Genomic DNA, 26,080 nt, shown 5'->3' with positions numbered 1-26,080 from the left:
GCTTCGCGCCCTGGGGGCTTTTTCATGCGCGGAGGCTTGGATGCGCGTCTTGCTGATCAACCCGAACACCAGCGCGCACGTCACCGACCTCGTCGCCGCCCATGTCCGTGCGCAACTCGGTGGCCAAGCGGAACTCCGCGCCGTCACAGGCCGCTTCGGGGCGCGTTACATCGCGAGCCGGGCTGCCGCATCCGTCGCCGGCCATGCGGCGCTCGACGCCCTCGCGGAGCATGGGGCTGAGTGCGACGCGGTGTATCTGGCCTGCTTCGGCGATCCGGGTCTTCTCGCCCTGCGCGAGCTGTCGCGGGTGCCGGTCATCGGCATGGCGGAAGCCGCCTGTCGCGAGGCCGCCGCGGTGGGCCGTTTCGGCATCGTCACCGGGGGCGCGGCCTGGGAGCCGATGCTGCGCGAATTCGTGGCGGCCCTCGGCCTGTCCGATGCTCTGGCGGCGCTCCACACGGTGGCTCCGAGCGGTGGCGCCATCGCCCGTGATCCGGACGCCGCCCTGGCGACCCTTGCCGAGGCCTGCCGCGCCTGCGCGGCGTCCGGCGCCGAGCGCGTCATTCTCGGAGGTGCCGGCCTCGCGGGACTGGCGCGGCGGATCGCGGCGCAGGTTCCCGTTCCGCTGATCTGCTCGGTCGAGGCGGGAACCCGTGCGGTTCTGGCAGCGGGTTCGACCGGGACGGTCCGGTTCAGGCCAGAGCCCGTGGAGAGCGTTGGCTTGGCGCCGGCACTGGCGGCGCGGCTCGTCGATCCCTGACGCCGATCCGAAACGGAGCCCCTTGCACCGCACCGGCGCCATGCCGTAACGGTCGCCGGCCGGGCGGTTAGCTCAGTTGGTAGAGCGTCTCCTTTACACGGAGAGGGTCGGGGGTTCGAGTCCCTCACCGCCCACCAGAAACCTCCCTCTTTCGCGGAGCTGGCCGGTCCACCGGTCGCACGTCCTGCACGGGGACCGTTCTGACGGCACCGCCACGCCACCGAGCCGGCAAAGCGCGCCAGGGGGCGAGCCGGCCTCGTTACGAGGTCCCGGAGGGCATCACGCGCGGTCCGGCGGCGCGTCGGTTTCGACGGCGTCTTCTGCGGCAGGACCGAGGGCCAATGCGTACCTTTCGATCCTGCGCATCTGTCCGCGCGCCACATGGCCCGGGGTGGAGCATCGATCTGTGGGCTGAGCGGCCGCGCCTCCGAACGTCAATGATTGCAATCGTATAAGAGCCATGTAGCGGTCTGGCGTATCGAGGGCCGATCGGCGCACGTCGTGTGAATCGCGGCCTCGAGGCCGGCCTATGCTTCGGCCGATTAGGTCGCACCGCCAGGCGCGACCCGATCGGGCATCGCGAGGAGGCCTGCCGGGCGGGTTCAGGCCGCCCGGACGGTGGTCAGGAAGCGTCGCACCTCGGCCGACAGATGTTCGGATTGCTGCGACAGCTCGGACGCCGAGGTGAGGACGTGCGCGGCGGCTGCGCCCGTGTCTTCGGAGGCGCGGGCCACACCCGCAATGTTGCCGGTCACTTCGGCCGTGCCGCTCGAAGCCTGCGCCACGTTGCGCACGATCTCCTGCGTGGCGGCGCTCTGCTGCTCGACGGCCGCCGCGATGCTGGAGGCCACGTCGTTGATCTCGCGGATCCGCCCCGTGATCCCACCGATGGCCGAAACGGCCTGGTCGGTCACGCCCTGCACTTGCCCGATCCGCCGGCCGATCTCCTCGGTGGCCCGTGCCGTCTGATTGGCCAACTCCTTCACCTCGGCCGCCACCACGGCGAAGCCGCGGCCCGACTCTCCCGCCCGGGCGGCCTCGATCGTCGCATTGAGGGCCAACAGGTTGGTCTGGCCGGCGATGTTCGAGATCATTCCCACCATCGCGCCGATCTGCTCGGCGGCCTGGCTGAGTTCCTGCACGAGGCGCGTGGTCTGGTCCGCCTCCGCCACCGCAGCCTGGGCGAGCCCGGCCGAGCCGGCCACCTGCCGGCCGATCTCCTGCACGGAGGTCCCCAATTCCTCGGCGGCTGCCGCCACGGTCCCGACATTGGCCGCCGCCTCCTCGGCCGCCGCGGCGACCGTGGTCGATTGCGCGGCCGTCTGGCTCGCATTGGTGGTCATCTGCTCCGCCGTGGACTGCAACTCCGTGGAGGACGAAGAGACCATGCTGACGATGCCGCCGACCGCCCGCTCGAAGCTGTCGGCCAGTTCGACCATCGTGCGCCGGCGCTCCGCCGCGGCGGCCGCATCGGCGATCTGCCGGAGTTCCGCTTCCTCGGCGGCTTTGCGGGCGACCATGGTCTTGATGTTGTCGACGGCGCGGCCGAGCGCGCCGATCTCGTCGCCCCGCTGGCTTTCGGGGATCTCCGCGTCGATCTCGCCGGCGGCCATGCGCTCCAGCACCGCCACCAAGCGGGTGATCGGGCGCTGGATGTTGAGCATCAGCAGGATCGCGGCCGTGAGCAGGCTCAGCAGCATGGCCGCACCCGCCAAGAGGCCGAAGCGCGTCGCCGCGCTGACCTGCTCGGTCGTGGTCTCCATGGCCTTGTCGGTGAAGCCGCGCGCGTTGGCCACGGCCTGATCGATCATGCCCTCGGCCCGAGCGATCTGCTCCGTGATCGACCGTCGTGCCGCGTTCGCCGCGTCCGGATCGACCGCGCCGCCGCGCAGGTCCGTCCGTCCGGCGTCGGCATAGGTCCTCACGGCGGCGGCCAGATCCTGCAACGCCGTCCCGCTGTCACGCAGGATCTGCGGCTTCAACGCGATGGCGATCGGGCGCTCGAGGCCGCGTGACGCCTGCTCGGCTTCCTTGGCCGCCCGGGTGACGGCCGCGTCGGCCTCGGGAGCGGTCCGAGCCAGATCGACGGCCTTGAGGCTCAACTGGATCCGGTTCAGGGCGACCTGCGCCTGCGAGATCCCGGTCAGGATCGTCTGCTCCCGGGCGACGGCGTCGGTCGCTTCCGCGATCCGACGGTCGCTGTTCCATTGGTTGTAGATCACGCCAGCGGCGAACAAGGCCGTTACGGCGGACGACAAAATCAGTTTGCGGCCGATTGTCAGGCGGGGCATGTGGATCGCCAGTATCCGAGGTGATTGAGCTGAAATTACGTGCTCAATCTTCGGCGTATCGGATAAAGAAAATCCTAATCGCGCGTTTTTTTCCTTGGTGTCGCGATTTTCGACTTGTGTGCGCAAGAGGTTTCGGGCGCGCGCAGGGATTGGCGGCACCGCATCCGCGTGCCTGACGCATGCGAAGGCGAAAAGTTCCGGGTCGGCTGAGATTTATTGCGCGGGAAGCCGGGCGGTCAAAGCGACGGCGGCGGCGACGGGCAGCGATAACGGGCTGGATCGAGGCGAACGGCGCGTCGTTGGATCGGAACATTCCCGTCGCAGGCCGTGATCGGGCCGTGATCGGGCCATGTCCGGTGGACTGATCGGGATCTGCACGGGGCAGCATCTTCAAGCACCCTCGCCACGCGCGGGGCCGCCGGACGCGTCAGGCGCAGGCTTGCACCGCGCAGGCCGCGCGCACGACCGCAGCGGCCTGGAAATGATGGAGCATGTGGCCGGCGTCCGGCAGACGTTCGAACCGCGCGCCGGGGATCATCCCGGCCGCCCGCATTCCGTGCAGGGTGCTGTTCACCACCAGGTCGGCGCTGCCGCCCAGGATGCGGACGGGCCGGTGCAGCGACGGGTAGCCGAGGACGCTGCGGGTCAGCGCCGGCCAGAGCCAGCCGGCATCCTCCCCCTCGGCGGTGATCTGCCCCGGGCGACCCGCGAGATCGAACGGGAAGACCCGAGCGAAGCGCGGCGGCATCGCCTCGGGAAAGAACATCGCGTTCCACAGGAGCGGCAGGAGCATCCGGTCGCTGCTCGCGGCCAGGAGGGCCGACAGAGCGTCGCCGCCGAACGGCAGCGCCCGCGGCCCGAACAGCACCTGCTCCAGCCGCGGCTCCGGGAAGCAGATCGGCGCCAGGGCCACGACGCCGGCGATCTCCTCCGGATGGAGCATCCCGTACGCCAGGGCGACGGCCCCGCCGAACGAGTGACCCAGGATCACCGGCCGCCGCAGGCCGAGGCGCTGCACGGCTTCCCGGATGCTCGCGGCCTGATCCCAGATGTCGGCGGCGGCGCCCCGCGGGCGTCGGCTGAAGCCGTGGCCCGGTCGGTCGACGGCGACCACGCGGAAATGCTCGGCCAGTGCCGGCACGGGGCCGAGCCAGACGTCCTCCAGGCACATCAACGTGCCGTGGATCGCCACGAGATCCGGTCCGGTGCCGGTCTCCGCGTAGGCGATCGTCCGGTCCTGCGCCAAAGCGACGATCCGGCGCGGCACGATCCGAGGATCGGCCCCGGCTCCCTGCGCCGGCCGAGCGGCGCCGGGCAGAGCCTCCGTGCCAGCGGCCACTTACAGGCGCCGCCGGCGCCCGGACGATGGGCCGAGCACCGCGAAGGCCGTGACCGCGCCGACGCCGAGGAGGCCGGCCGCGGCGGCGAGGGGGTGCAGGCTCGCACGGGTATAGGCGCTGGTCCGCATGACCGGGACGGGCGGGTCGCCCCGCGTCTCGCCGGCCGCCACCGGCGCATGCAGGGCGCCGTCCGGATTGCGCGGCGCGTCCGTCCGCTTCTGCAGGGCGATGATCGCCGAGCTGAGGTGGTCGTAGGCCCCGGGTGCGAATTCCTTGCCGGCCACGAAGGCCTTGCCGGCCCCGCCCACGATGATGTCGCGCTGCGGGTGCACGGCCGCGTGCAGGATGGCGTTGGCGACCTCCTCCGGCGGGTAGATCGGAGGCGGCAGGCTCGGTTCGCGGTCCATGTAGTTGCGCGCCCGCTGGGGCAGGGGCGTGTCGATCGAGGCCGGCTTGATCAGCGTCACCGAGACCGGCGCCTTCTCGTCCATCAGCTCCATGCGCAGGGCATCGGTGAAGCCCTTCACGGCGTGTTTCGAGGCCGCGTACATGCCCTGGTACGGGAAGGCGAGATCCGAGGCGATGCTGCCGACGTTGATGAGGGCGCCACCGTGCTGCCGCAGGTGCTCGGTCGCCACCAGGGACCCGTAGACGGTGCCCCAGAAGTTGGTCTGGATCAGGCGCTCATGGTCGGCGTCGCTGATCTCGCGCAGCCGGCCGTATATCGAGCCGCCCGCGACGTTCACCCAGGTGTCGAAACCGCCGAAGGTCGCCACGGCCCGGTCGGCGACCGCCTGCACGTCGGCCCGCCGGCCGACATCGGCCACGACGTCGATCGCCTTGCCGCCGACGCCCTCGATCTCGGCCCGGATGCGCGCCAGGGCGTCGCCGCTGCGCGCCGCCAGCACCACCCGGGCGCCGCGTTCGGCCGCCATACGGGCCGTGGCGAGGCCGATGCCCGACGAGGCGCCGGTGATCACGATCACCTGCGCGCGGAGCGGCTTATGCGTCATGCGGTATCCCCGATGCTGCCCGGCGCGGCCGCACGGAAGCGGCCACACGCTGTGCTATCGATCGGGGAGGCCGCATGTTCCGAGCGCGTCTGCGGGCGATCGGGTCGCAGGGAGGTCGGGTCCTACGCGCTCAGCGTCCGTAGATGTCCTCCACGCGGATGATGTCGTCCTCGCCGGTATAGGAGCCGACCTGGACCTCGATCAGCTCCAGCGGGATCTTCCCCGGATTGGCCAGCCGGTGCATCGAGCCGATCGGCAGGTAGACCGCCTCGTTCTCGTGGACCAGCACCACCCGGTCGTCGATCGTCACCTCGGCGGTGCCGCGCACCACGACCCAGTGCTCCGCCCGGTGGTAGTGCTTCTGCAGCGACAGGCGCCCGCCCGGCACCACCTGGATCCGCTTCACCTGGAAGCGCTCGCCGATGTCGATGCGCTGGTACCAGCCCCAGGGCCGGTACATCCGCAGATGCGCGTCCGCCTCCGGCGCGCCCGAGGCCCGCAGGGCGTTGACCAGATCCTTCACCTGGCCCGAATGCGCCTTGGAGGCCACCAGCACCGCGTCGGGGGTGGAGACCACCACCACGTCCTCCAGGCCGACCACCGCGGTCAGGCCCTCGCCCTGGCTGTGCACGAGGCTGTTCTTCGTGCCGATCAGCGACACCCGGCCGCGCACGGCGTTGCCTTCCGCGTCGTGGTCCAGCACCTGCCAGACCGCGTCCCAGGTGCCGACATCCGACCACGAGAACGACACCGGCAGCACCCCGGCCCGGGCGGTCCGCTCCATCACCGCGTAGTCGATCGAGATCTTGGGCGCCCGGGCGAAGGCCGCCGCATCGAGGCGCACGAAGTCGAGGTCGGTCACCGCCGCCTCCAGCGCCGCGCGCGCGGCCGCCAGCACCTCGGGGACGAACGCCTCCAGCTCGGCCAGCATCAGGTCGGCGCGGAACAGGAAGTAGCCCGAGTTCCACAGGGCGCCGTCCGTGATCAGCGCCTCGGCGCCGGCCCGGTCGGGCTTCTCGACGAAGCGGGCGACCCGGGCCGCGCCGGGCGCCTCGGCGATCGGCTCGCCCCGGCGGATGTAGCCGTAATCGGTGGCGGGCCGGTCCGGCTCGATGCCGAGCGTCATGGTGTAGCCGGCCTGGGCGCCGGCGGCCGCGCGCCGCACCGCGTCGACGAAGGCCTCCGTGTCGGGCACGACATGGTCGGCGGCCAGGATCAGCACCACGGCCTGCGGGTCGGCGGCGGCGGCATGCAGTGCGGCCACCGCCACGGCGGCGGCCGAGTCGCGGCCCTGCGGCTCCAGCAGGATGTCGGCGGCAAGACCCAGCTGGTCACGCTGCTCGGCGACGATGAAGCGGGCCTCCGCCGAGGCGATGACCGTGGGCCTGGCGAAGACGGACGCGTCCGACACCCGCGCCAGCGTCGCCTGGAAGGTCGAGCGCTCGGCATCCACCAGCCGGGCGAACTGCTTGGGCATGCTCTCCCGCGACGCCGGCCACAGCCGCGTCCCCGTCCCCCCGCACAGGATCATCGGGTGGATCTGGATCGAAGATCGGGACATGGCGGCGTCTCCCGAGAGGGCTCGGCGGGGGCGCGGCCGAGCCCGCCCCGCGCGGGTGCGATGGACTCTCGGCCGCCGATTTCCAGATCTGCCCTTACCGTCGGGGCGGAGACTGAACAACCTGCGCGCATTATCCGCGCCGGAACGGACTGGCTCCGTGCCGGGGGATGGTTATCTCTGACCTGACATGAATGCGCCCGTCCCCACCCCCCCGGCCGACGATCCGGTGCCGTCCCCGCGCCGGATCCCCTCGGTGGAGCGCCTCGTCGGCGCCGCGTCGCCCGCGGAACTCGAGACCTACGGACGGACGGCCTTCACGGACGCCATCCGGACGGTTCTGGCGGGAATCCGGGCCGGGGGCGGCCCCGTCCCGGACGCGGCGGCGATCCGGGCCGAAGCGTCCGCGCGGCTCGCCGCCGAGCGCCGCCCGTCCCTGCGGCCGGTCTTCAACCTGACCGGGACGGTGCTCCACACCAATCTCGGTCGCGCCCTGCTGCCCCGCTCGGCCGCGGAGGCGGTGGCCGCCGTGATGGTGCAGGCGAGCAACCTCGAATTCGATCTGGCGACCGGCGCCCGCGGCGAGCGCGACGACCATGTCGAGGCGCTGATCTGCCGCCTGACCGGCGCCGAGGCCGCGGTGGTCGTCAACAACAACGCGGCGGCGGTCCTGCTGGTGCTGAACGCGCTCGCCATGCGCAAGGAGGTGGTGGTCTCCCGCGGCGAGCTCGTGGAGATCGGCGGCTCGTTCCGGGTGCCGGACGTGATGGTGCGGGCCGGCTGCCGCCTGCGCGAGGTCGGCACCACCAACCGCACCCACCTGCGCGACTACGCGGAGGCCCTCGGGCCCCGCACCGGCCTGGTGATGAAGGTGCATCCGAGCAACTACGCCATCGCGGGCTTCACCGCGGCGGCGGATCCCGTCGCCCTCCACGCCCTCTGCCGGGAGCGGGGCGTGCCGCTGGCGGACGACCTCGGCAGCGGCAGCCTCGTCGACCTCGCGGCCTACGGCCTGCCCCCCGAGCCCACGGTCCGGGCCGCCCTGGAGCGGGCGGATGTCGTGACCTTCAGCGGCGACAAGCTGCTCGGCGCGGTCCAGTGCGGCATCGTCGCCGGCCGGAAGGACCTGATCGCCCGTGTGCGCAAGAACCCCCTGAAGCGCGCCCTACGCGTCGACAAGATGACTTACGCGGCCCTCGAAGCCGTGCTGCGGCTCTATCTGTATCCCGAGCGGCTGCGTGCGGAGCTGCCGACCCTGCGGCTCCTCACCCGCGAGCGGGACGCGATCGCCGCACAGGCCGAGCGCCTCGCCCCCGCGGTGGCGGAGCGGCTCGCCGGCCGGGCCACGGTCTCGGTCGCCGACTGCATCAGCCAGATCGGATCCGGCGCCCTGCCGGTGGAGACGCTTCCCAGCGCCGCCCTGGTCCTGACGCCGAACGCCCCGGGGGGACGGGGCGGCGGCGGACGGTGCCGGCGGCTCGCCGAGGAGCTGCGCCGGCTTCCGGTGCCGGTGATCGGCCGCATCAGCGACGAGGCCGTCCGCCTCGACCTCCGGACCCTGGAGGACGAGGCCGGCTTCCTCGCCGCCCTGGCGGCGCTGACGCGCGCCGAAGACGGGCGACGAACCACATAGGGTTGTTGAGAGAACGGATCACACGTCTGGATCTTGCGCGCCGGCATCCCGTGTTATGGTATAATCACGGACCTGCGGTCGCGGTCGAGAGTGGCGGTGCGTGGACCGCGATGGGCGAACGATATGGCGTATATTGCCGATACGGCTGAGGCGGAGCCGGAGACGGATCCGCTGCTTCTCGATAACCAGCTTTGCTACGCGCTCTATGCTGCCGCGCATCGAATGACCAAGTCGTACCGGCCCCTGCTTGAGCGGCTCGGACTGACATACCCGCAATATCTGGTCCTGCTGGTGCTGTGGGAGCAGGACGGCGTCACCGTGTCGGAGATCGGCCGGCGCCTGCGTCTGGATTCCGGCACGCTGACACCGGTGCTGAAGCGCCTGGAGAGCGCGGGCTTCCTGCTCCGGACCCGCCGCCAGTCCGACGAGCGCGAGGTCGAGATCGCCCTGACGCCCGAAGGCGCCGCCTTGCGCGCCGACGCGGTGTCCGTCCGCGAGAGCGTGATGTGCCAGCTCGAACTCAGCGAGCCGGAGATCCGCGCCCTCCGCAAGGATCTCAGCCTCGTCATCGAGCGGCTCAGCGTGAGCGACTGAGGCGCCCTCGGAGCCGCGATGAGCCGCGATGAGCCGCGATGAGCCGCTTGCGCCGCGCCGGAGCGATCGGCCTCACCGCCGCAGGCGGTTGCCCAGGACGAAGCCGTAGAGCCCCATCAGGATGATGCCGACGCCGCCCTCGATGCCGACCAGCAGGTTGGTGACGCGGCCGGTGGGCTTGAGGCCGATCTCCGGCGGGTTGGCGGTCATCATGTTGAGCGCGCTGTAGCTCAGGAGGTCGAGGGGATTGTAGGTTGGCCCCGCCTCCGGCCCCTCCAGGATGAACAGGCCGCCGGTGAGCCCGAAGAGGCCCGCGAACACCACGATCAGCAGGGCGAAGGCCCGGGCGATGCGCGACAGGCTCTCGCCGTAATCGCACAGCCACTCGACGAAGCGGTCCGCGGTCCAGCGATAGCCGTGCCGCAGGAAGCCGGCCCCGTCCCGGGCGCCCCAGGCGCCGCGGGCCTGCTGGCCGGCATGGAAGCGGCCCATCCGCCGGCCGCGCTTGTAGGCCCAGCTCGCCGCGTCGTGGCTTCCGATGCTCTTCCAGTTCTGCTCCAGCGCGAGGTAGCTCGCCTGGGCGGCCTCGTAGGCGCCGGCCACCTCCTCGCCCACCGCCCCGCCGAGCTGCTCCACGCTCATGCGCGTTCCGTTGAGCCAGGCGCCGGCGAAGCGGGCATGCCGCAGGCGGCAGGTGCCGAGGTTCAGCCGCACGAGGTCGGTGTCCGAGAGATCCGCGCCCGAGAGATCGGCACCGTCGAGCTTCGCCCCGGTGAAATGCGCCCCCCGCAGCCGCGAGCCGGCAAGCGACGCCTTGGTCAGGCTCGCCTCGGCGAAATCCGCATGGGTCAGGTTGGCGTCGGCGAGCTTGGCCTCGTCGAGCCGCGCCCCGCGGAAGACCGTGTCGTCCGCATCCGCCCCGGAGAAATCCGCCCCCCAGAGGTCGGCCTCGGCAAAATCGGTCCCGTCCAGGAGGGCGCCGGACAGGTCGGCGAAGCGCATCGCGGCGTGCCCGAAGCGGGCATCCTCCAGCATCGCCCCGGCGAACTTCACCTGACCGGCGACGATGCCGGTGAAGTCCGCCCCCGAGAGGTCGGCCTCGGACAGGTCGGCCTCCTCCAGGATTGCGCCGGTGAAGCGCGTCGAGCGTCCGACGGCGCCGGCGAGGCGTGCCCGGCGCAGGTTGGCGCCGGAGAGGTCGGCCTGCTCCATGCGGGCACGGGACAGGTCCGCACCGGCCAGCGCCAGTCCGCCGGACTCGACGTCCGTGCCGATGCCGGCGTCCGGCTGTGCGGCGAGCGCGTCCGGCCCGGCGCTCAGCTGCGACAGGTCCGCGCCCGGCTCATGCAGGGGCGCCCCGCCGGCGATCCGGTCGAGGAGGGCGCGCAGCCGCGACTCCACCGGAGTGTCCGGTCGTGCATCGGGTGGGGTCGCTTGGTCCATGGTCGTTCCTTGCCGGAACGCGCGACCGGACGCCAGACACGCCGCTCACGGGCCCTGGGTCGCGGCAGCCACCCGCACGGCGATCGCCTTGGCGGCCGGCGTCTTGGACTGCTCGTCATGGTGCCAAAGCGGTAGCAGCACGTTCAGCTCCGGATAATACCCGGCGCAGTTGCCCTCCGGGATGTCGTAGGCCACCACGCGCAGGCCGCCGACGCGCCGCGGCACTTGGTCCTCGGCCTCGGTCTCCACGGCGACGGTGAGGCCGTCCCTCAGCCCCAGCCGGGCGATGTCCCGCCGGTTCATGAACAGCACGTCGCGGGTGCCCTTCACCCCGCGGAAGCGGTCGTCGTAGCCGTAGACCGTGGTGTTAAACTGATCGTTCGACCGCAGGGTGATCAGGTCGAGCACGTCCGGGCCGCGGGCTGGAAGGTCCGGATCGGCCTCGAGGCCCTCGGGGACCGCGAAATTCGCCTTCCCGGTCTTGGTCTCCCACTTGCGGTCGCGGGCGCCCAGCGGTTTCAGCAGGCCGCCGGGCTGGAACATCCGACCGTTCAGGTCGTGGAACACGCTCGGGTAGGTCGCTTCGATCGCGTCGCGCACCCGCGCGTAATCGGCGACCCAGGCATCCCAGTCGATGCGGGGATTCGGCGGCAGGGTCGCCTTGGCGATCTCCGCCACGATCCAGGGTTCGGCGCGCACATGCGGACCGACCGGATCGGCCACCCCCCGCGAGCCATGGAACTGCGCGGTGGAGCTCTCGATCGACACGGCCTGCGGCCCGCTCGCCTGCCGGTCGATCTCGATCCGGCCGAGGCACGGCAGGATGTAGGCGACGGCGCCGTTCACGAGGTGGGAGCGGTTGAGCTTGGTCGAGACCTGCACCGTGAGCCGTTGCCGGCGCCAGGCCGGCTCCATCCGGCCGGTATCGGGGATCGCCCGCAGGAAGTTGCCGCCAAGCCCGATGAACGCCTTCACGCGTCCATCGAGGAGACCCTCGCAGGTCTCCACCGTGTTGAGCCCCTTCTCCCGCGGCGGCTCGAAGTCGTAGAGTTCCTTCAGCCGGTCGAGCGGTGCCAGTTCGGGCTTCTCGGTGATGCCGACGGTGCGCTGGCCCTGCACGTTCGAGTGGCCCCGCACCGGGCAGATCCCGGCGCCGGGCTTTCCGATATTGCCGCGCAGAAGCAGCAGGTTGACGAGCATCCGGACGGTCTCGGTGCCCTTGCGGTGCTGGGTCAGGCCCATCCCGTAGATGCCGATCACCGCCTTCGCGCGGGCGTAGACGCCGGCGGCCGCCTCCAGCGCCGTCCGGGTCAGGCCGGAGCGCCGCTCCAGGGCGGCCCAATCCTGCCCGTCGCAGAAGCGGACGAAGGCCTCGAAGCCGTGGGTGTGCTCGGTGATGAAGGCGCGATCGAGGACCCCCGGCCGGCCGGCGGCGTCCGCCGCCCGGTCGAGGGCGAGCAGCGCCTTGCACAGGCCGGTGAGCGCCGCGAGATCCCCGCCGGCTTTCACTTGGTGATACTGCGTCGAAATCTTGGTGGAGGAGCGCGTCAGCATCTCCACCGGCGATTGCGGGTCGGTGAAGCGCTCCAGCCCGCGTTCCCGGAGGGGGTTGAAGGTGATGATCTGTGCGCCCCGGCGCCGCGCCTCCTGGAGCGGGTGCAGCATCCGCGGCGAATTCGACCCGACATTCTGGCCGAAGAAGAAGATCAGATCGGTGGTCTCGAAGTCCTCCAGCAGCACCGTGCCCACCGGGGCGCCGATCGATTGCGGCAGCGCCACCGAGGTCGGCTCGTGGCACATGTTGGAGGAATCCGGCAGGTTGTTGTTGCCGTAAAGCCGGGCGAGCAGCGCCCACATGTAGCTGGTCTCGAGGGAGGCCCGTCCCGAGGCGTAGAACACCACCGATTTCGGGTCCTGCGCGCGCAGGTCCTTCAGCTCCCGGCCGATCTCCGCGAGGGCCTCCGCCCAGGCGACGGGCCGGTAGCGGTCCGTCTCCGGATCGTACCGCATCGGATGGGTGAGGCGTCCCTGTTCTTCGAGGGCGTAGTCGCTCCAGCCGAGGAGTTCGGTCACCGTGTGTTCGGCGAAGAAGTCCGGGGTCGCCCGCCGCCGCGTCTGCTCCCAGGCGGTCGCCTTGGCGCCGTTCTCGCAATACTCGAAGGCGAGGGGCTTGGCGGGCTTCGCCCAGGCGCAGGACGTGCACATGTAGCCGTCCGGCTTGTTCTGCTTCAGCAGCATCGCCGAGCCGGTGATCGGCACGCCCTCACGGGTCAGGATCTCGACGAGGGAGCGGGCCGAGCCCCAGCCGCCCGCCGGGCCGTCATAGGGCTCGATCCGGACGTCGTCGGTCTTCTGATCGGCCATGCCGTCCTCCCATCCGGCGCATCGATCACCGGACGAAGGGAACGCACGAGGGGGCGAATGGGATCACGGGCGCGTCACCGCGTTCTTGGACGGCTTTCCTTGCCGATGGCGCGGATCTAACGTCGAGCCGCGGACCGACCGCCGGAGGAGGAAACCATGGCCAGCGTCGACGTCGAGATGGTGAAGTGTGCGTGCCAGGATTGCGTCTGCGTGATTCCGGTCTCCAAGGCCGTGTCGCGGGACGGCAAGGCCTATTGCTGCGACGACTGCGCGGACGGCCACAAGAATCACGCCGGCTGCGAGCACGCCGGCTGCGCCTGCCACGGCTAGGGCCGCTCGCAATCGCGCTGCGACGGTCTGGAGAAGGCATCTTTGGCCGAGACAGCCGCGACGCGCCCCCTCTCCCGTGCGGGAGAGGGTTGGGGTGAGGGATCAGGTCTTTCCGGAAAGCTCTCGCCCCTCATCCTGTCCCTCTCCCGCACGGGAGAGGGGATTCGCGCCTCGCTCGGCGCGGGCTCGGCTGTCGTCACCCTGCCGACCTGATCGGCCGCGGCTCTGCGTCCGTGCCCGACCTCGCGGTCAGGAGACCGCCGCGAGCTTGTCGGCCATCGACTGGTCCTTGTCGCGGCGCGTCGAGAAGATCAGCGTGAAGAAGGTCCGCTGGACGCCGAGTTCGGCGAGCTTCGCCTCGCATCGCTCGGCCAGCGCGCAGATCTCCGACAGCTCGCCCTCGATGTTCGTGCCGTTGGGATGCATCGTGGCGGTGAGCCCGCTCGCCTCGATGATGTCCTTGATCGCCCGGACGTAGGGCGAGACCGACGGGCCGACGCCCATCGGCACGATGCAGAGGTCGGCCGAAACTTTCATGGTGCCTGCCTGATCCGGAGGGGGCGGCCCCGCACGGTCCTGCGACCGGACGCGGGGCGGGCCGGCAGGCTATCGCCGGCCGCATCGACTTTCCAGGGCGCTGCCGAGCCGGCCGTCACGCCTCGCCGGTTTCGAGCGCGGCGGCGCGCACGGAAGGGAGGCACGGATTGGCATTGTCGGTGCGCCACGCGAGCCACAGCTCCGGCCCGGTCGTAGCGGGCAGGGCGATCGGCCGGAGCCGGATATCGGCCATGCTGTTGCCCCGGGCACTGCCCGGCACCAGCGCGACGCCGATGCCCGCGCCGACGAGCGCCAGCATCGCGTGGACCTGATTCACCCGCTGCACGATCCGCGGCTGCACGCCCCCGGCCTCGAACAGCCTGTCGAGGAGGTCGATGAAGTAGCGGCCACCCCGGGGCGACCACGTCACGAAGGCCTCGCCGTCGAGATCCCGCAGGGTCGGGGTGCGGGCGGTCGCCAGGCGGTGTCCGCGCGGGACCGCGAGCAGCAGCCGTTCCCGTGCGAGCGGCGCCGTCGCGATCGCGGATTTCGGATCCTGCAGGACCGGACTTGGCCGCAGGATCGCGAGATCGGTGCGGTTCTCGCCCAAAGCCAGGATCTGCTCGTCCGAGACCATCTCTTCCAGCACGAGGTCGACCTCGGGCAGGGTCCGGCGGACATGGGCGACGACCTGGGGCAGCGTCCGGTAGGCCGAGGCGGCGGTGAAGCTGAGGCGCAGCACCCCGCTCTCGCCCCGGTCGGCGCGCTGCGTGATGCGCGCGGCGTTCTCGGCCGCCGCCAGCACCCGGTGGGCCTCCGCCAGGAAGGTCCGGCCCGCCGGGGTCAGGCGCACCGCCCGGGTGGTCCGCTCGAGCAGCGTCACGCCCAGCGTCTGCTCCAGCATCTGGATCTGCCGCGACAGGGGCGACTGGGTCAGGTTCAGCCGTGCCGCGGCCCGGCCGAAATGCATCTCCTCGGCGACGGCGATGAAACTGCGGGCGTGACCGAGATCGAACATTGATGCAGGATCCGGGATAATCCAGCCAAAATCAACGTTGGACGCATCGAAAGCCTGCGCCTAACCCCGGACGCGACACCGAACGGTGCGCATCAGGGAGAGGAATCGATGGCGCGGATGACCCCGGCCGAGATGGCGCGCGTGTTGGGCTCCGGCCTGCTGTCCTTCCCGGTCACCCATTTCCGCGACGATCTCGGCTTCGACGAGACCGCCTATCGGGACAATCTCGGGCGGCTGGCCGACTACAAGGTCTCGGGCCTGTTCGCGGCCGGCGGCACCGGCGAGTTCTTCTCGCTGACGCCCGCCGAGATCGACCGGGTCCTGCGCGCCGCCGTCGCGGAGACCCGCGGCCGCACGCCGGTCATCGCCCCCGCCGGCCAGGGCACCGCCCTGGCGGTCGAGATGGCCCGGGCCGCCGAGGCCGCCGGCGCGGACGGAATTCTGCTGCTGCCGCCCTACCTCGTCGGCTCCGAGCAGGCCGGTCTCGCCGCCCATATCGAGGCGGTCTGCCGCGCGACCTCTCTCGGGATCATCGTCTACAACCGCGCCAACGCCCAGCTCAACGAGCAGACGCTCGCCGGCCTGTGCGAGCGCTGCCCGAACCTCGTCGGCTTCAAGGACGGCGTCGGCGATGTCGAGCTGATGACCCGGATCTACGCTGCTTTGGGCGACCGCCTGACCTATGTCGGCGGCCTGCCCACCGCCGAGACCTTCGCGCTGCCGTATCTGGAGATGGGCGTCACCACCTACTCCTCGGCGATCTTCAACTTCCTGCCCGAATGGGCGCTGTCCTTCTACGACAGCGTGCGCCGCCGGGACCGCGACGCCGTCTACCGGGAGCTGCGCGACTTCGTCCTCCCCTACATCGCGATCCGCAACCGCAAGCGCGGCTACGCGGTCTCGATCGTCAAGGCGGGGATGAGCGCCGTCGGCCGCCACGCCGGCCCGGTCCGGCCGCCGCTGACCGAATTGGACGCGGCCGAACGCGCCGAGCTGACGGCGCTGATCGGCGACCGCCGCTGAGCCCCCACGAGACGACCAACGACAGACCCGCCGAGCCAACGGCGGCAACGACCCGCCTCCTGGATCAACCGGGCGGCGACGAGCCAGGGAGAACGTCCATGAGTGCCAGTTCGAGCGGCGCGGCGAGCACCCTGCTCGACGCCGCCGATGCGGGTCGCCGCACCCGCGTCCGCCTGCTGATCGTCGCGATGCTGTTCGCCGCCACCACGATCAACTACGCCGACCGCGCGACCATCTCGATCGCCGGACCCGACATGGCCAAGGAACTCGGCCTGTCCCCGGTCCAGATGGGCTACGTCTTCTCGGCCTTCGCGTGGTCCTACGTGCTGGCCCAGATTCCGGGCGGCTGGCTCCTCGACCGCTACAGCGTCAAATGGGTCTACGCCGCCGCCGTCGCCCTCTGGTCCGGCTTCACCCTGGTCCAGGGGGCCGTCGGCTTCTTCTCCGGCCTCACCGCCGTGGTGCTGCTGTTCGCCCTGCGGCTCGCCGTCGGCCTCACCGAGGCGCCGGTCTTCCCCGCCAATGCCCGGATCGTCGCCGCGTGGTTCCCGACCCGGGAGCGCGGCATGGCGTCGGCGTTCTTCAACTCGGCGCAGTACTTCGCCACGGTGCTGTTCACGCCGCTGATGGCGTGGATCGTCCACAATTTCGGCTGGCACCACGTCTTCACCAGCATGGGCCTGCTCGGCCTCGCCTTCGCGGTGGTGTGGCTGCGCGTCGTCGACAGCCCGAAGAACCACCCGTCCATGAATCAGGCGGAGCGGGACTACATCGAGGCCGGCGGCGCCCTGCTCGACATGGACGGGCAGAGCCGGACCAGGCAGGGCGATGCCGGCCGGACGCTGCGCCAGCTGCTCGCCAACCGCATGCTGCTCGGCATCTATATCGGCCAGTACTGCATCACCGTGCTGACCTACTTCTTCCTGACGTGGTTCCCGGTCTACCTCGTCAAGGAGCGCGGCCTGTCGATCCTCCAGGCCGGCTTCGCCGCGGTGCTGCCGGCGCTCTGCGGCTTCATCGGCGGCATCCTCGGGGGCGTGATCTCCGACCTGCTCCTGCGCCGCGGCTTTTCCCTGACGGCGGCCCGCAAGATCCCGATCGTCGGCGGCATGCTGCTGTCGATGAGCATCATCGGCTGCAACTACGTCCAGGCGGATGCCCTCGTGGTCGGGCTGATGGCGCTCGCCTTCTTCGGCAAGGGCATCGGCGCGCTCGGCTGGGCGGTCGTCGCCGACACCTCCCCGCGGGAGAGCGGCGGCCTTTCGGGCGGCCTGTTCAACACCTTCGGCAACACCGCCGGCATCACCACGCCGATCGCCATCGGCTACATCGTCCAGAGCACGGGCTCGTTCAACGGCGCCCTGGTCTTCGTGGGCCTGAACGCCCTCGTCGCCTGCTTCTGTTACCTCGTGGTGGTCGGCGAGATCCGCCGCGTCGAGCTGAAGGCCCACTGACCCGCGGGCCGGGCCGGCCCCGTTCCGAACCCGCCCCGCGCCCGGCTCAGGCCGGCCGGGGATCTTCGAGGAGGACGCCATGCCGAACGACAGCCGTCATGCCGCGCGCAACACGCCCACCGTGACCGAGATGAAGGTCGTGCCGGTCGCCGGCCACGACAGCATGCTCCTCAACCTCTCGGGCGCGCACGGCCCGTACTTCACCCGCAACCTCGTGATCCTCACGGACTCCACCGGCGCCACCGGCCTCGGCGAAGTCCCCGGCGGCGAGGGCATCCGCAAGACCCTGGAGGATGCCCGGGACCTCGTGGTCGGGCAGCCGCTCGGCGCCTGGAACGCGGTGCTGAACGCCATGCGGACGCGCTTCGCGGATCGCGATTCCGGCGGGCGCGGGCTGCAGACCTTCGACCTGCGCATCACCATCCACGCGGTGACGGCGGTCGAATCCGCCTTCCTCGACCTGCTCGGCCAGTACCTCGACGTGCCGGTGGCCGCCCTCCTGGGCGAGGGCCAGCAGCGCGACGCCGTCGAGATGCTGGGCTACCTGTTCTACGTCGGCGACCGCACCCGCACCGATCTCGATTATCGCGCACCGACCGCCCGCGACGGCTGGTTCCGCCTGCGCGACGAGGAGGCGCTGACACCGGAGGCCGTCGCCCGGCTCGCCGAGGCCGCCTACGACCAGTACGGCTTCAACGATTTCAAGCTGAAGGGCGGCGTGCTGCGGGGCGAGGAGGAGATCGCCGCCGTCACCGCGATCCACGCGCGCTTCCCCAAGGCTCGGGTGACGCTGGACCCGAACGGCGCGTGGTCCCTCGACGAGGCGATCCGCCTCTGCAAGGGCCAGGGCCACGTGCTGGCCTACGCGGAGGATCCCTGCGGCGCCGAGGGCGGGTTCTCGGGCCGCGAGATCATGGCCGAGTTCCGCCGCGCCACCGGCCTGCCCACCGCCACCAACATGATCGCCACCGACTGGCGGCAGATGAACCACGCGATCCAGCTCGGCGCCGTCGACATCCCGCTCGCCGACCCGCATTTCTGGACGCTCGCCGGCTCGGTCCGGGTGGCCCAGCTGTGCCGCGACCACGGCCTGACCTGGGGTTCGCACTCGAACAACCATTTCGACGTGTCGCTCGCCATGTTCACCCACGTGGCCGCGGCGGCCCCGGGCAACGTCACGGCGATCGACACCCACTGGATCTGGCAGGACGGCGAGCGCCTGACCAAGGAGCCGCTGGCGATCCGCGGCGGCCTCGTGCGGGTGCCGGAGCGGCCGGGCCTCGGCATCGAGCTCGACATGGCGGCGGTGGAGGAGGCGCACGCCCTCTACCGCGACCACGGCCTCGGCGCCCGCGACGACGCGGCCGCCATGCAGTTCCTGATCCCCGGCTGGAGCTTCGACAACAAGAAGCCCTGCCTGGTCCGCTGAAGCCCGGCCCGGGCCTGCGCCGTCAGACGCGCGAGCTGGGGCGGTAGAACGGCTCGTGCCGCGACGGGTCGATGTAATCGGCGTAGAAGCGCCGCGCGTGGGGCAGCAGCGCCTTCGAGAGCTGGCGCCGCTCGACCTCGTCGTCCGACAGCGCCCGCGACAGGTCGTCGTGGAGCGCCTTCAGGGCGGCATCCTTGTCGACCCGGGTGAAGCGGCCGTCGGCGTAGAGCACCTCGCCCTCGCACAGCACCGTGGTCACGCCGCCGGTCTTGGCCCGCTGGATCACGGCGTCGAGGAGCGGCGTCTCCGGGTCGAGATACGGGTAGGCGATCTGGTCCCAGTCGATCAGGACGAGGTCGGCGCCCTTTCCGACCTCGATCGTGCCCAGGCTATCGCCATAGGGCGTGGTGCGGGCGCCGCCGACGGTCGCCATGCGCAGCACCTGCGCCATGCTCGGCACGTCGGCCTCGTCCATGCCGGGCACCCGGTGGGCGCGGAGCACGAGGCGCATCTCCTGGAGCATGTCGCGGTCGTCGTTGATGCCGGCCTCGTCGAGGCCGATCGCCGTGTTGATCCCCTTCGCCTCGAACCGGTTGAGCGCCGCCACGCCGGAGCGCAGCCGGAAATTCGACGAGCAGTTGTGACAGATGCAGGTGCCGGTCGCCGCGACCCGGTCGATGTCGGATTCGTTGAGCCAGACGCCGTGGCCGAGCGTGAGGCGGGGCCCCAGCATGCCGAACCGATCGAGATACTCGACGGCGGTGCCGCCGCCGCGCCGCTCCGCGTAGGCCTTCTGGTAGGCGGTCTCGACGAGGTGCATGTGCATCGGCACGTCGTAGGATTCGGACAGGCCGGCGAGCCCTTCGAGGGCCGCGTCGGAGCACCAGTGGAGGTTGGCGGGCGCGAGCTGGATCTTGGACCGCGACGCCCCGGCCTGTCCGGCATGCAGGCTGCGGAACAGGGAGAAGTTGTCCTCCAGGGACATCTGGAAGCGCTCGAACCAGCGCTTCATCGGGTCCTGCAGCGGCGCCGGCAGGCTCGCCACGAAATCCATGTCGGCCTGATAGACGAGGCGGTTCTGGTCGCGGACCGCGAAGCAGTACGAAACCCGCATGCCGATGTCGCGATAGGCGCGCAGCACCTCGTTGGAGCGCGCCTCGACCTCCTCCAGGCTGCCGGGCATCCAGCCGTGGATGTGCTGGACCGTGGTGATCCCGGAGCCGACCATCTCGAAGGCCGAGTACAGGGTGTCGAGGTAGAGGTTCAGATTGCGCGCCACCATGCGGGTGACGAACCACAGCTCCAGGGGCATGTCGGGAGAGCCGAGCTGCACCGGCGTCAGGCCGACATGGTGGTGGCCGTTGACGAAGCCCGGCAGCAGGATCTCGCGGCCGGAGCCGATCACGGGGGCGTCGGGATAGCGGGCATGCAGGTCCGCGTAGGTGCCGACCGCCTCGATCACGCCGTCCTTCTGCAGGACCGCGCCGTCGGCGATCTCCTCCCAGCGGTCTTGATCGAGGGTACGGGTGATCATCCGCCGGCTGCGGATCAGCGATGTGGCCATGGTCGTGTCCGTGTTGGGGGAGGGGGTCAGACGAGCGCTTCCTGCTCGGCGAAGGCCCGGTCGACCTCGTCGCGCAGAAGCTCGGTGAGGTGCCGCCGCAGCGCCTCGGCCTCGGGGGAGAACGGGTCGCGCGGGCGGGGCAGGTCGTTGCGGACGATGGTCTTGATCCGCCCGGGCCGGGCCGTGAACACCACCACCCGGTCGGCGAGCGCCACCGCCTCGTCGATGTGGTGGGTCACGAACAGCACCGAGGCGCCGCTGTCGCGCCAGACGTCGAGCAGGAAGTCCTGCATCTTCTGGCGGGTCTGGACGTCGAGTGCCGCGAAGGGCTCGTCCATCAGGAGCACCTTCGGGCGCATGGCGAGCGCGCGGGCCACCGCCACCCGCTGGCGCATGCCGCCGGACAATTCGTCCGGCCGCTTGTCGAAGGCCTCGGCGAGGCCGACGCGCTGGAGGGCGGCCCGGGCGACGCTCCGGCGCTCGGCCTCCGGCACGCCTTTCAGCGACAGGCCGAAGCTGACGTTCTGCCAGACGCTGAGCCAGGGCAGCAGCGAGGTCTCCTGGAAGATCAGGCTGCGCTCCGGCGACGGGCCGGTGACGGCCTCGCCGAAGGCCAGGAGCGCGCCCCCGGAGGCGGGTTCGAGCCCGGCGATCAGGTAGAGCAGCGTGCTCTTCCCGCAGCCCGAGGGGCCGAGGAACACCACGAACTCGCCGGGCCGCACGGTGAGGTCGATGTCGCGCAGGGCCTCGTGGGCGCGAGCGGTGCCGGCCGCCCAGACCTTGGCGACGCCCCGGCAGGCGACGGCGTCCTGGGATGCGGGATCAGAGGCCAAGGGAGGACCCCGCGTCGCGCGGCAGCCAGTAGAGCATCCGCCGCTGGACCAGCCGGAACAGCAGGTCGAAGGCGAAGCCCAGGAGGCCGATCAGCGTGATGGTGAAGAAGACGAGCGACGGGTTGAAGGTGTTGCGCGCCAGCATGATCACCTGGCCGAGCCCGTAGCCGACGCCGGTCGCTTCGGCGACGAGCACCACCATCCAGGCGCCGAACAGGTTGAGGCGCAAAACCGCGAGCAGCCCCGGCAGGATCGCCGGCACGATCACCCGCGCGTAGATCTGGCGCTTCGTCGCCCCCATGGTCCGGGCGACGTTGATGTAGTTCCGGTTGACCCCGTCGATCTGGTGGATGGTCGAGAGGACCATCGTGAAGAACAGGGCGATGAACACCATGAAGATCGCCGGGGCGTTGCCGATCCCGAACATGAAGATCGCCACCGGCAGCCACGCGATCGGCGAGACCGGGGCCAGCAGCGTGATGGTCGGCAGGGTCAGCCGCTCGAACAGCACGACGTAGCGGATCGCCACGCCGACGAGGATCGACAGGGTCGCGGCCAGGGCGAGGCCCGCCAGAACCCGGCCCGTGGAGGCGAGCACGGTGATCAGCACCGCCATGGCGGGGCTCGGGCCGGCATTCATCCCGGTGCCGATCTGCCAGCGTTGCGCGGTGTTGAAGAAGCGCGCCTGCTCGGCGAGGTTGCCGAGGAAGATGTGCGGCGGCGGCAGGAGCTTGGCGTCGGCGATGCCGAGCGCCCAGAGCAGCTCCCAGAGGCCGGCGAAGCAGCCGACCGAGACCAGCATCCAGCCGGTCCGTTGCAGGAGCGGGACGAGCCCGTCGGGCAGCGCGAGGCGCTGACCGAACGGGAGGCGCGGCCGGATGTGCGGGACGGCGGCGCGGGCGAGATCGACGGCCATCCGCTCAGGCCGACTTCAGCTTGAGCTTGCCGTAGAGATCCGGGTTCTCGGCGATGACCTGCTCCAGCAGGGTCCAGTCGATCGCGTCGCGGCCGGGCTTCTTCTTGATGTAGCCCATCTCGGCGACGGAATCGGTCCGGTCGAGGATGAACTGCGTCTGGTTGCGGGCGTCCACCACCGAGGGCTGCCGGCCCATGGCGAGCTGGGCGTTGCTCATCGAGGTCTTGTAGTAGGAGCCGACGAGCTTGTTCAGGGCGGCCTGGTGGTCGCCCTCGGCCAGGGCCTGGGCCTTCATCATGCCCTTGATCAGCGCCTTCACGGCGGCCGGGTTCTTGGCGATCAGCTCATTGCGGACCGCCAGCACGCAGTCGGTGTAGCCCTTGCCGTAGATGTCGGTGCCGTCGGAGAGCTTCACGGCACCCTTCACGTCGGTGAGGAGCGCGGTGCCGTAGGGCTCGATGGTCGAGATGATGTCCAGCGCCCCGGCGCGGAACGCCTCCACGGCCTCCGGGGTCGAGCCCATGTAGCGGACCGTGATGTCCTTGAAGGCGACGCCGTTCTTCTTCAGCCAGTCGTAGGGCAGCACCTCCAGCGTATCGAGCTGGAAGGTGCCGAGCGTCTTGCCCTTGAGCTTCTCCGGGCTGTCGAGGCCCGGCTGGGCGACCAGCACGCAGCCCTCGATGCCGCCGCCGGCCACGATCTTCACGGGGGCGCCCGCGTCGTATAGCGCCATGAAGCTCGTATAGGGCATCACGCCGGCATCGACCTGGCCCATGCCGAGGAAGGTGACCTGATCCGAGAAGGTTGGCGTGTTGACGAAGTCGATGGTCAGGCCGTCATCCTTGGCGAGCTGCATCGCCTCGGCGAGGAAGAAGTTCAGGTTGCAGAAGCCGGTGCCGTGGGTCGCGCGGATGCCGGTGGCCGCCGCGGCCGGGCCGGTCAGGCCCGGACCCACCGCCAGGGTCAGCGCGGCGGCGGTCCCGCCGAGGAAGCGCCTGCGGCTGGGCTTGAACCGCGTGAAATCCGGGACGCGATAATCGCCGTGACGGTCGCACATATCGACTCTCCTCAGAGGGCGGATCGTGCGATCCGCCAGACGGCGCGTGCCGGTGCTGAAACGGAGGGATCGGAGCTCGGGACAGGCTCAAGGCAGTCGCGGAGATCCGGTCGCCCGGCACCTCACCACATCGACGGCACGCCAACCTCTAGCCGCCGCCGGGGCGACGCTGCGCTGGTGAAGACGAACCAAGAAGCGTGCCAGATGCAGGGACCGACCGTATTGGCGGCGCGCCTTGCCCGTCGGCGCTGTCGAAGAACTGCACCGCCGTCATTGCGAGCGGAGCGAAGCAATCCAGCAGCGCCAGGCCTCCGAACGTCGCGCTGCCCTGGGTCACTTCGCTGCGCTCGTGATGACGGACACCGTCTTCGCGCCGCGCTTCGACCGGTCCGACGCCCGCGAAAGCAGCTGAATGCCGCCGGCGTATTCAGCCGGGGTCTTTGGACAGTGCCGGACCGGCCTCAGCCGCGCGCGGAGCGCTCTGCCCATTCCCGGCGCAGGATGGCGTACTGCATCGTGTTCTCGAAGATCGGGTTGCCCTGATCGTCGTCCACGAAGGAGATGAACTCGCGGAACAGGCCCTCGAGGCGCATTCCCAGCGTCGCGCACAGGCGGTGCGAGGCGGCGTTGTCCTCCTCGACATAGGCGTAGAGGCGCCGCGCCTGCCGCTCGGAGAACAGGTGCCCGAACAGAGCGGCCGCGGCCTCATGGGCGTAGCCCGCGCCGCCATACGTGGCGTTGAAGTTCCAGCCGACCGAGAAGGTGTCGGGCGGTTCGGGGAGGCAGAACAGGTCGCCGATCAGCCGGCCGGACCCGGTCAGGCACACGGCCACGTGCTCGTCGTCGCTGGCGCGCCGCCCGGCCTCCGCCTCCGCGTCCGCCGGCGTATCGAGGCGGCTGCTCAGGAAGCAGCGTGCCCGCGGCCGGTGCAGGTAGGCGAACAGGTCGGCGGCGTCGTCCGGCCTGAAGCGCCGCAGGATGAGGCGGTCGGTCCGGATGGCGATCATCGGGCTCCCGGTCGGCGCCGCCCTAGGCGGCCACGAGGTTGAAGGTGCGGTCGGCCGGCGCCAGGCTCACCCGCCGCCCCCAGTCGAAGGCGACGAAATCCTGCTCGATCCCGTCCGAGAACACCACGCCGCCCTCGTTCATCCGCGACACCACCGTGAGGGGCGATCCGGCGAACTTGCCGCCGCGCAGGTCGGTGCCGGTGGCGACGCTCGGGAACGGCTCGCGGACCCAGTAGCCGAAGGCCGCCTCCTCGATGCCCACCTCAACGGTGAGGTGCGTCGCCTCGCTGATCGAGCGCGCCCAGCCGGTCAGGCCGGTGCCCGAGGCCACGATCAGCCCGCTCGACGAGTGGTCCTCCGCCCGCGCCCCGTCGTCGATGCGGTAGCGCGCGGATTGGTGGCTGCGGTGGCCGACGAAGATCTCGTTCAGGGCGAGCAGCCGCTCGCCGCCGTCGAAGGTCGCCTGCACCATGGTGCGCCGCTGCAGGGGCGCGGCGCCGGCCGCGCTGGCGGGCAGCAGGGCACGCAGGGCCTCGACCCGGGCCCGGGCCAGCACGCCGTCGTAGAGGTCGGGCGCCGGGTTGACGCCGACCACCGGCTGCCCGTCGAGGTATTTGGCGACGTTGGCCACGAGCCCGTCCTGCCCCACGGCCACGACCACGTCCTCGGGGGCGAAGAGGAAGCGGTCGAGGTCGGGGCGCCGCACCAGGGCCTGCCGCCAGTCCAGGGGCACGGCGGACCGCGCCTCGGCGAGCACGGCCTGGAACTGGGCGTGGCGCGCCTCGACCTCCGCGAGCGTCTGGCCCCGGCTCTCCAGGAAGAACCGGACCTGGCCGCGGGTCGCGTGCCGGGCGATGAGCAGCTCGTAATCCGTGTCGCGGATCACGAAGACGACCCGGGGGGTGATGGCCGGCATGGCGGGCCTCCTCAGCGCGGCGCGAGCCGCGCGGGCAATGCGCCGCGGAACTCCCCGAGGACGGCCGCCAGCAGGTCGGGCGTGACGTTGACGTGCTCGATGGTCTCCAGCTTGCCGGCGAGTTCCCGGGCCGCCAGACCGAGCAGGACGGCGGGCGGCATGTCCCGGTAGATTGCGGCGCGGCGCTGCTCCGCCTCGGCCCGGGCCCCCTCGACGAGCCGGATCCGCTCGGCCTCCGCGGCGGCCTCCAGGCCGCGGGCCTCCGCGACGCCCGCGGCGCGGTCGCGGGCGTTCTCGGCTTCTTGTGCGATCAGCACGGTCTCGCGCCGGGCCAGCTCGGTCTTCGTCGCGAGCTCGTTCTCCGCGATGGCGCGCTCCTTCTCGACCGCGAGCGCGCGCCGGGCGAAGGTCGCCTCGTCGGCCTTCTGCTGCAGGGCCTCGAAGGTCGGCGTCTGCAGGGCGCGCTCCAGCTCGCTCGTCGGCGCGAGGTTGGTGAGCCGCACCGCCACGGCCGCGATGCCGATCTCGGCCAGCGCCGGGGCGGCGAAGAGCACCCGTTCCAGAACGGCGCGCAGCGGCTCCGGCCCCGCGTCGAGGAGGGCGCCGATCGGGCTCGCCCCGAGATATTGCAGCACCGCCTGACCGGCGATGCCGCCGAGGCGCGCCTCGATCCGCTCGATCGGCTCGCCCTGCAGGCGCCCGGTGCGGAGGTCGATCGAGAAGTCGACCCGGCTCGCCAGCAGCTCGGGATCGACGACGTGCCAGCCGATCGTCCCCTGGACCACGACGGTCTGGAAGTCCCGGCTGCGGCCGCGGACGAACAGGGTCATCTCGCGGTCGTCCACCGGCACCTCGCTGATGCTGGCGGTCTCGGGCCGGAACCAGAAGACCAGCCCCCGCCCGCTCTGCCGGACCCGGCCGTTGCGGAAGCGGATGATGTGGCTGCTCGCCTCGCTCCGGAGCTGGGCGATCACACCGATGTTGCGGACCGTGGCCATGA

The 26,080-nt window shown here is 71.0% G+C and carries 22 protein-coding genes and 1 tRNA gene; 8 read left to right on the top strand and 15 right to left on the bottom strand.

The features are described from left to right. Window positions 1-40: 40 nt before the first annotated feature. Together GGQ91_RS01860 and GGQ91_RS01855 are read left to right on the top strand one after the other, a co-directional pair. Window positions 41-760 carry an aspartate/glutamate racemase family protein gene (locus GGQ91_RS01860; protein WP_182591235.1) on the top strand — a complete coding sequence of 240 codons (720 nt, stop codon included), beginning with the start codon at window positions 41-43 and terminating at the stop codon, window positions 758-760. A 61-nt stretch (window positions 761-821) separates the two neighbouring features. After that, a tRNA-Val gene (locus GGQ91_RS01855) sits at window positions 822-897 on the top strand. 465 nt (window positions 898-1,362) lie between these two features. Here the strand turns inward: GGQ91_RS01855 and GGQ91_RS01850 are convergent. From GGQ91_RS01850 to GGQ91_RS01835, 4 genes are all read right to left on the bottom strand, one after another. After that, window positions 1,363-3,051: a methyl-accepting chemotaxis protein gene (locus tag GGQ91_RS01850; protein WP_182591234.1), complete on the bottom strand. Its 1,689-nt coding sequence runs from the start codon at window positions 3,049-3,051 to the stop codon at window positions 1,363-1,365. 427 nt (window positions 3,052-3,478) lie between these two features. Then, window positions 3,479-4,318, bottom strand: coding sequence for an alpha/beta fold hydrolase (locus tag GGQ91_RS01845; protein ID WP_343066743.1), 840 nt, complete (start codon window positions 4,316-4,318; stop codon window positions 3,479-3,481). Window positions 4,319-4,390: 72 nt separating this feature from the next. Continuing rightward, entirely contained in the window at window positions 4,391-5,404 is a 1,014-nt protein-coding gene (locus GGQ91_RS01840; RefSeq protein ID WP_182591232.1) for an SDR family oxidoreductase, read from the bottom strand. Between the two features lie 130 nt (window positions 5,405-5,534). Next, entirely contained in the window at window positions 5,535-6,965 is a 1,431-nt protein-coding gene (locus tag GGQ91_RS01835; RefSeq protein ID WP_182591231.1) for a mannose-1-phosphate guanylyltransferase/mannose-6-phosphate isomerase, read from the bottom strand. Window positions 6,966-7,152: 187 nt separating this feature from the next. Between GGQ91_RS01835 and selA the strand changes: the two genes are divergently transcribed. Further along, window positions 7,153-8,595, top strand: a complete 1,443-nt coding sequence (gene selA / locus GGQ91_RS01830) for an L-seryl-tRNA(Sec) selenium transferase (protein ID WP_051976222.1) — start codon at window positions 7,153-7,155, stop codon at window positions 8,593-8,595. A gap of 123 nt (window positions 8,596-8,718) precedes the next feature. Then, window positions 8,719-9,189 carry a MarR family winged helix-turn-helix transcriptional regulator gene (locus tag GGQ91_RS01825; protein WP_043386713.1) on the top strand — a complete coding sequence of 157 codons (471 nt, stop codon included), beginning with the start codon at window positions 8,719-8,721 and terminating at the stop codon, window positions 9,187-9,189. 72 nt (window positions 9,190-9,261) lie between these two features. Here the strand turns inward: GGQ91_RS01825 and GGQ91_RS01820 are convergent, their stop codons facing one another. Together GGQ91_RS01820 and GGQ91_RS01815 are read right to left on the bottom strand one after the other, a co-directional pair. After that, complete coding sequence (locus tag GGQ91_RS01820; protein WP_182591230.1) at window positions 9,262-10,632, bottom strand: pentapeptide repeat-containing protein; 1,371 nt, start codon at window positions 10,630-10,632, stop codon at window positions 9,262-9,264. 45 nt (window positions 10,633-10,677) lie between these two features. Next, window positions 10,678-12,996: an FdhF/YdeP family oxidoreductase gene (locus GGQ91_RS01815; protein ID WP_182591229.1), complete on the bottom strand. Its 2,319-nt coding sequence runs from the start codon at window positions 12,994-12,996 to the stop codon at window positions 10,678-10,680. Between the two features lie 156 nt (window positions 12,997-13,152). On the opposite strand from GGQ91_RS01815, the gene GGQ91_RS01810 reads away from it, so the two are divergent. Next, a complete protein-coding gene (locus GGQ91_RS01810; RefSeq protein WP_043357024.1) occupies window positions 13,153-13,326 on the top strand; it encodes a metallothionein in 174 nt (57 codons plus the stop codon). Window positions 13,327-13,575: 249 nt separating this feature from the next. Here the strand turns inward: GGQ91_RS01810 and GGQ91_RS01805 are convergent, their stop codons facing one another. Continuing rightward, window positions 13,576-13,863, bottom strand: a complete 288-nt coding sequence (locus GGQ91_RS01805) for an MTH1187 family thiamine-binding protein (RefSeq protein ID WP_043357022.1) — start codon at window positions 13,861-13,863, stop codon at window positions 13,576-13,578. A 115-nt stretch (window positions 13,864-13,978) separates the two neighbouring features. After that, the gene (locus tag GGQ91_RS01800) at window positions 13,979-14,881 is read right to left on the bottom strand and encodes a LysR family transcriptional regulator (RefSeq protein WP_043357021.1); all 903 of its coding nucleotides are present in this window, start codon (window positions 14,879-14,881) and stop codon (window positions 13,979-13,981) included. 108 nt (window positions 14,882-14,989) lie between these two features. Between GGQ91_RS01800 and kdgD the strand changes: the two genes are divergently transcribed. From kdgD to gudD, 3 genes are all read left to right on the top strand, one after another. Then, a complete protein-coding gene (gene kdgD / locus GGQ91_RS01795) occupies window positions 14,990-15,904 on the top strand; it encodes a 5-dehydro-4-deoxyglucarate dehydratase (protein ID WP_043357019.1) in 915 nt (304 codons plus the stop codon). Window positions 15,905-16,002: 98 nt separating this feature from the next. Next, on the top strand, window positions 16,003-17,358 hold the full coding sequence (locus GGQ91_RS01790; protein WP_043386722.1) for an MFS transporter: 1,356 nt from the start codon (window positions 16,003-16,005) through the stop codon (window positions 17,356-17,358). Window positions 17,359-17,437: 79 nt separating this feature from the next. Beyond that, entirely contained in the window at window positions 17,438-18,787 is a 1,350-nt protein-coding gene (gudD, locus tag GGQ91_RS01785) for a glucarate dehydratase (protein WP_043386727.1), read from the top strand. A 22-nt stretch (window positions 18,788-18,809) separates the two neighbouring features. On the opposite strand, the gene GGQ91_RS01780 is transcribed toward gudD, so the two are convergent. The 7 genes from GGQ91_RS01780 to GGQ91_RS01750 form a co-directional block, all read right to left on the bottom strand. Further along, window positions 18,810-20,351, bottom strand: coding sequence for an amidohydrolase family protein (locus GGQ91_RS01780; RefSeq protein WP_182591228.1), 1,542 nt, complete (start codon window positions 20,349-20,351; stop codon window positions 18,810-18,812). A 26-nt stretch (window positions 20,352-20,377) separates the two neighbouring features. Further along, window positions 20,378-21,184: an ABC transporter ATP-binding protein gene (locus GGQ91_RS01775; protein WP_182591227.1), complete on the bottom strand. Its 807-nt coding sequence runs from the start codon at window positions 21,182-21,184 to the stop codon at window positions 20,378-20,380. Then, the gene (locus tag GGQ91_RS01770) at window positions 21,174-22,100 is read right to left on the bottom strand and encodes an ABC transporter permease (RefSeq protein ID WP_182591226.1); all 927 of its coding nucleotides are present in this window, start codon (window positions 22,098-22,100) and stop codon (window positions 21,174-21,176) included. Before GGQ91_RS01770 ends, GGQ91_RS01775 begins: the two co-directional genes overlap by 11 nt. Before the next feature lie 4 nt (window positions 22,101-22,104). Continuing rightward, complete coding sequence (locus GGQ91_RS01765; protein ID WP_043386735.1) at window positions 22,105-23,157, bottom strand: ABC transporter substrate-binding protein; 1,053 nt, start codon at window positions 23,155-23,157, stop codon at window positions 22,105-22,107. A gap of 461 nt (window positions 23,158-23,618) precedes the next feature. Continuing rightward, window positions 23,619-24,164, bottom strand: a complete 546-nt coding sequence (locus tag GGQ91_RS01760; protein ID WP_182591225.1) for a GNAT family N-acetyltransferase — start codon at window positions 24,162-24,164, stop codon at window positions 23,619-23,621. Between the two features lie 22 nt (window positions 24,165-24,186). Further along, on the bottom strand, window positions 24,187-25,080 hold the full coding sequence (locus tag GGQ91_RS01755) for an NAD(+)/NADH kinase (RefSeq protein WP_043386741.1): 894 nt from the start codon (window positions 25,078-25,080) through the stop codon (window positions 24,187-24,189). Window positions 25,081-25,091: 11 nt separating this feature from the next. Beyond that, complete coding sequence (locus GGQ91_RS01750; protein WP_043760252.1) at window positions 25,092-26,078, bottom strand: SPFH domain-containing protein; 987 nt, start codon at window positions 26,076-26,078, stop codon at window positions 25,092-25,094. Between the last annotated feature and the right edge of the window lie 2 nt (window positions 26,079-26,080).

The sequence above is a fragment of the Methylobacterium fujisawaense genome, assembly GCF_014138435.1.
GTDB classification, from domain to species: Bacteria; Pseudomonadota; Alphaproteobacteria; order Rhizobiales; family Beijerinckiaceae; genus Methylobacterium; species Methylobacterium fujisawaense.
The sequence above is the reverse complement of the archived record's forward strand: the minus strand, read 5'-3'. Positions and strand labels throughout refer to the sequence as shown.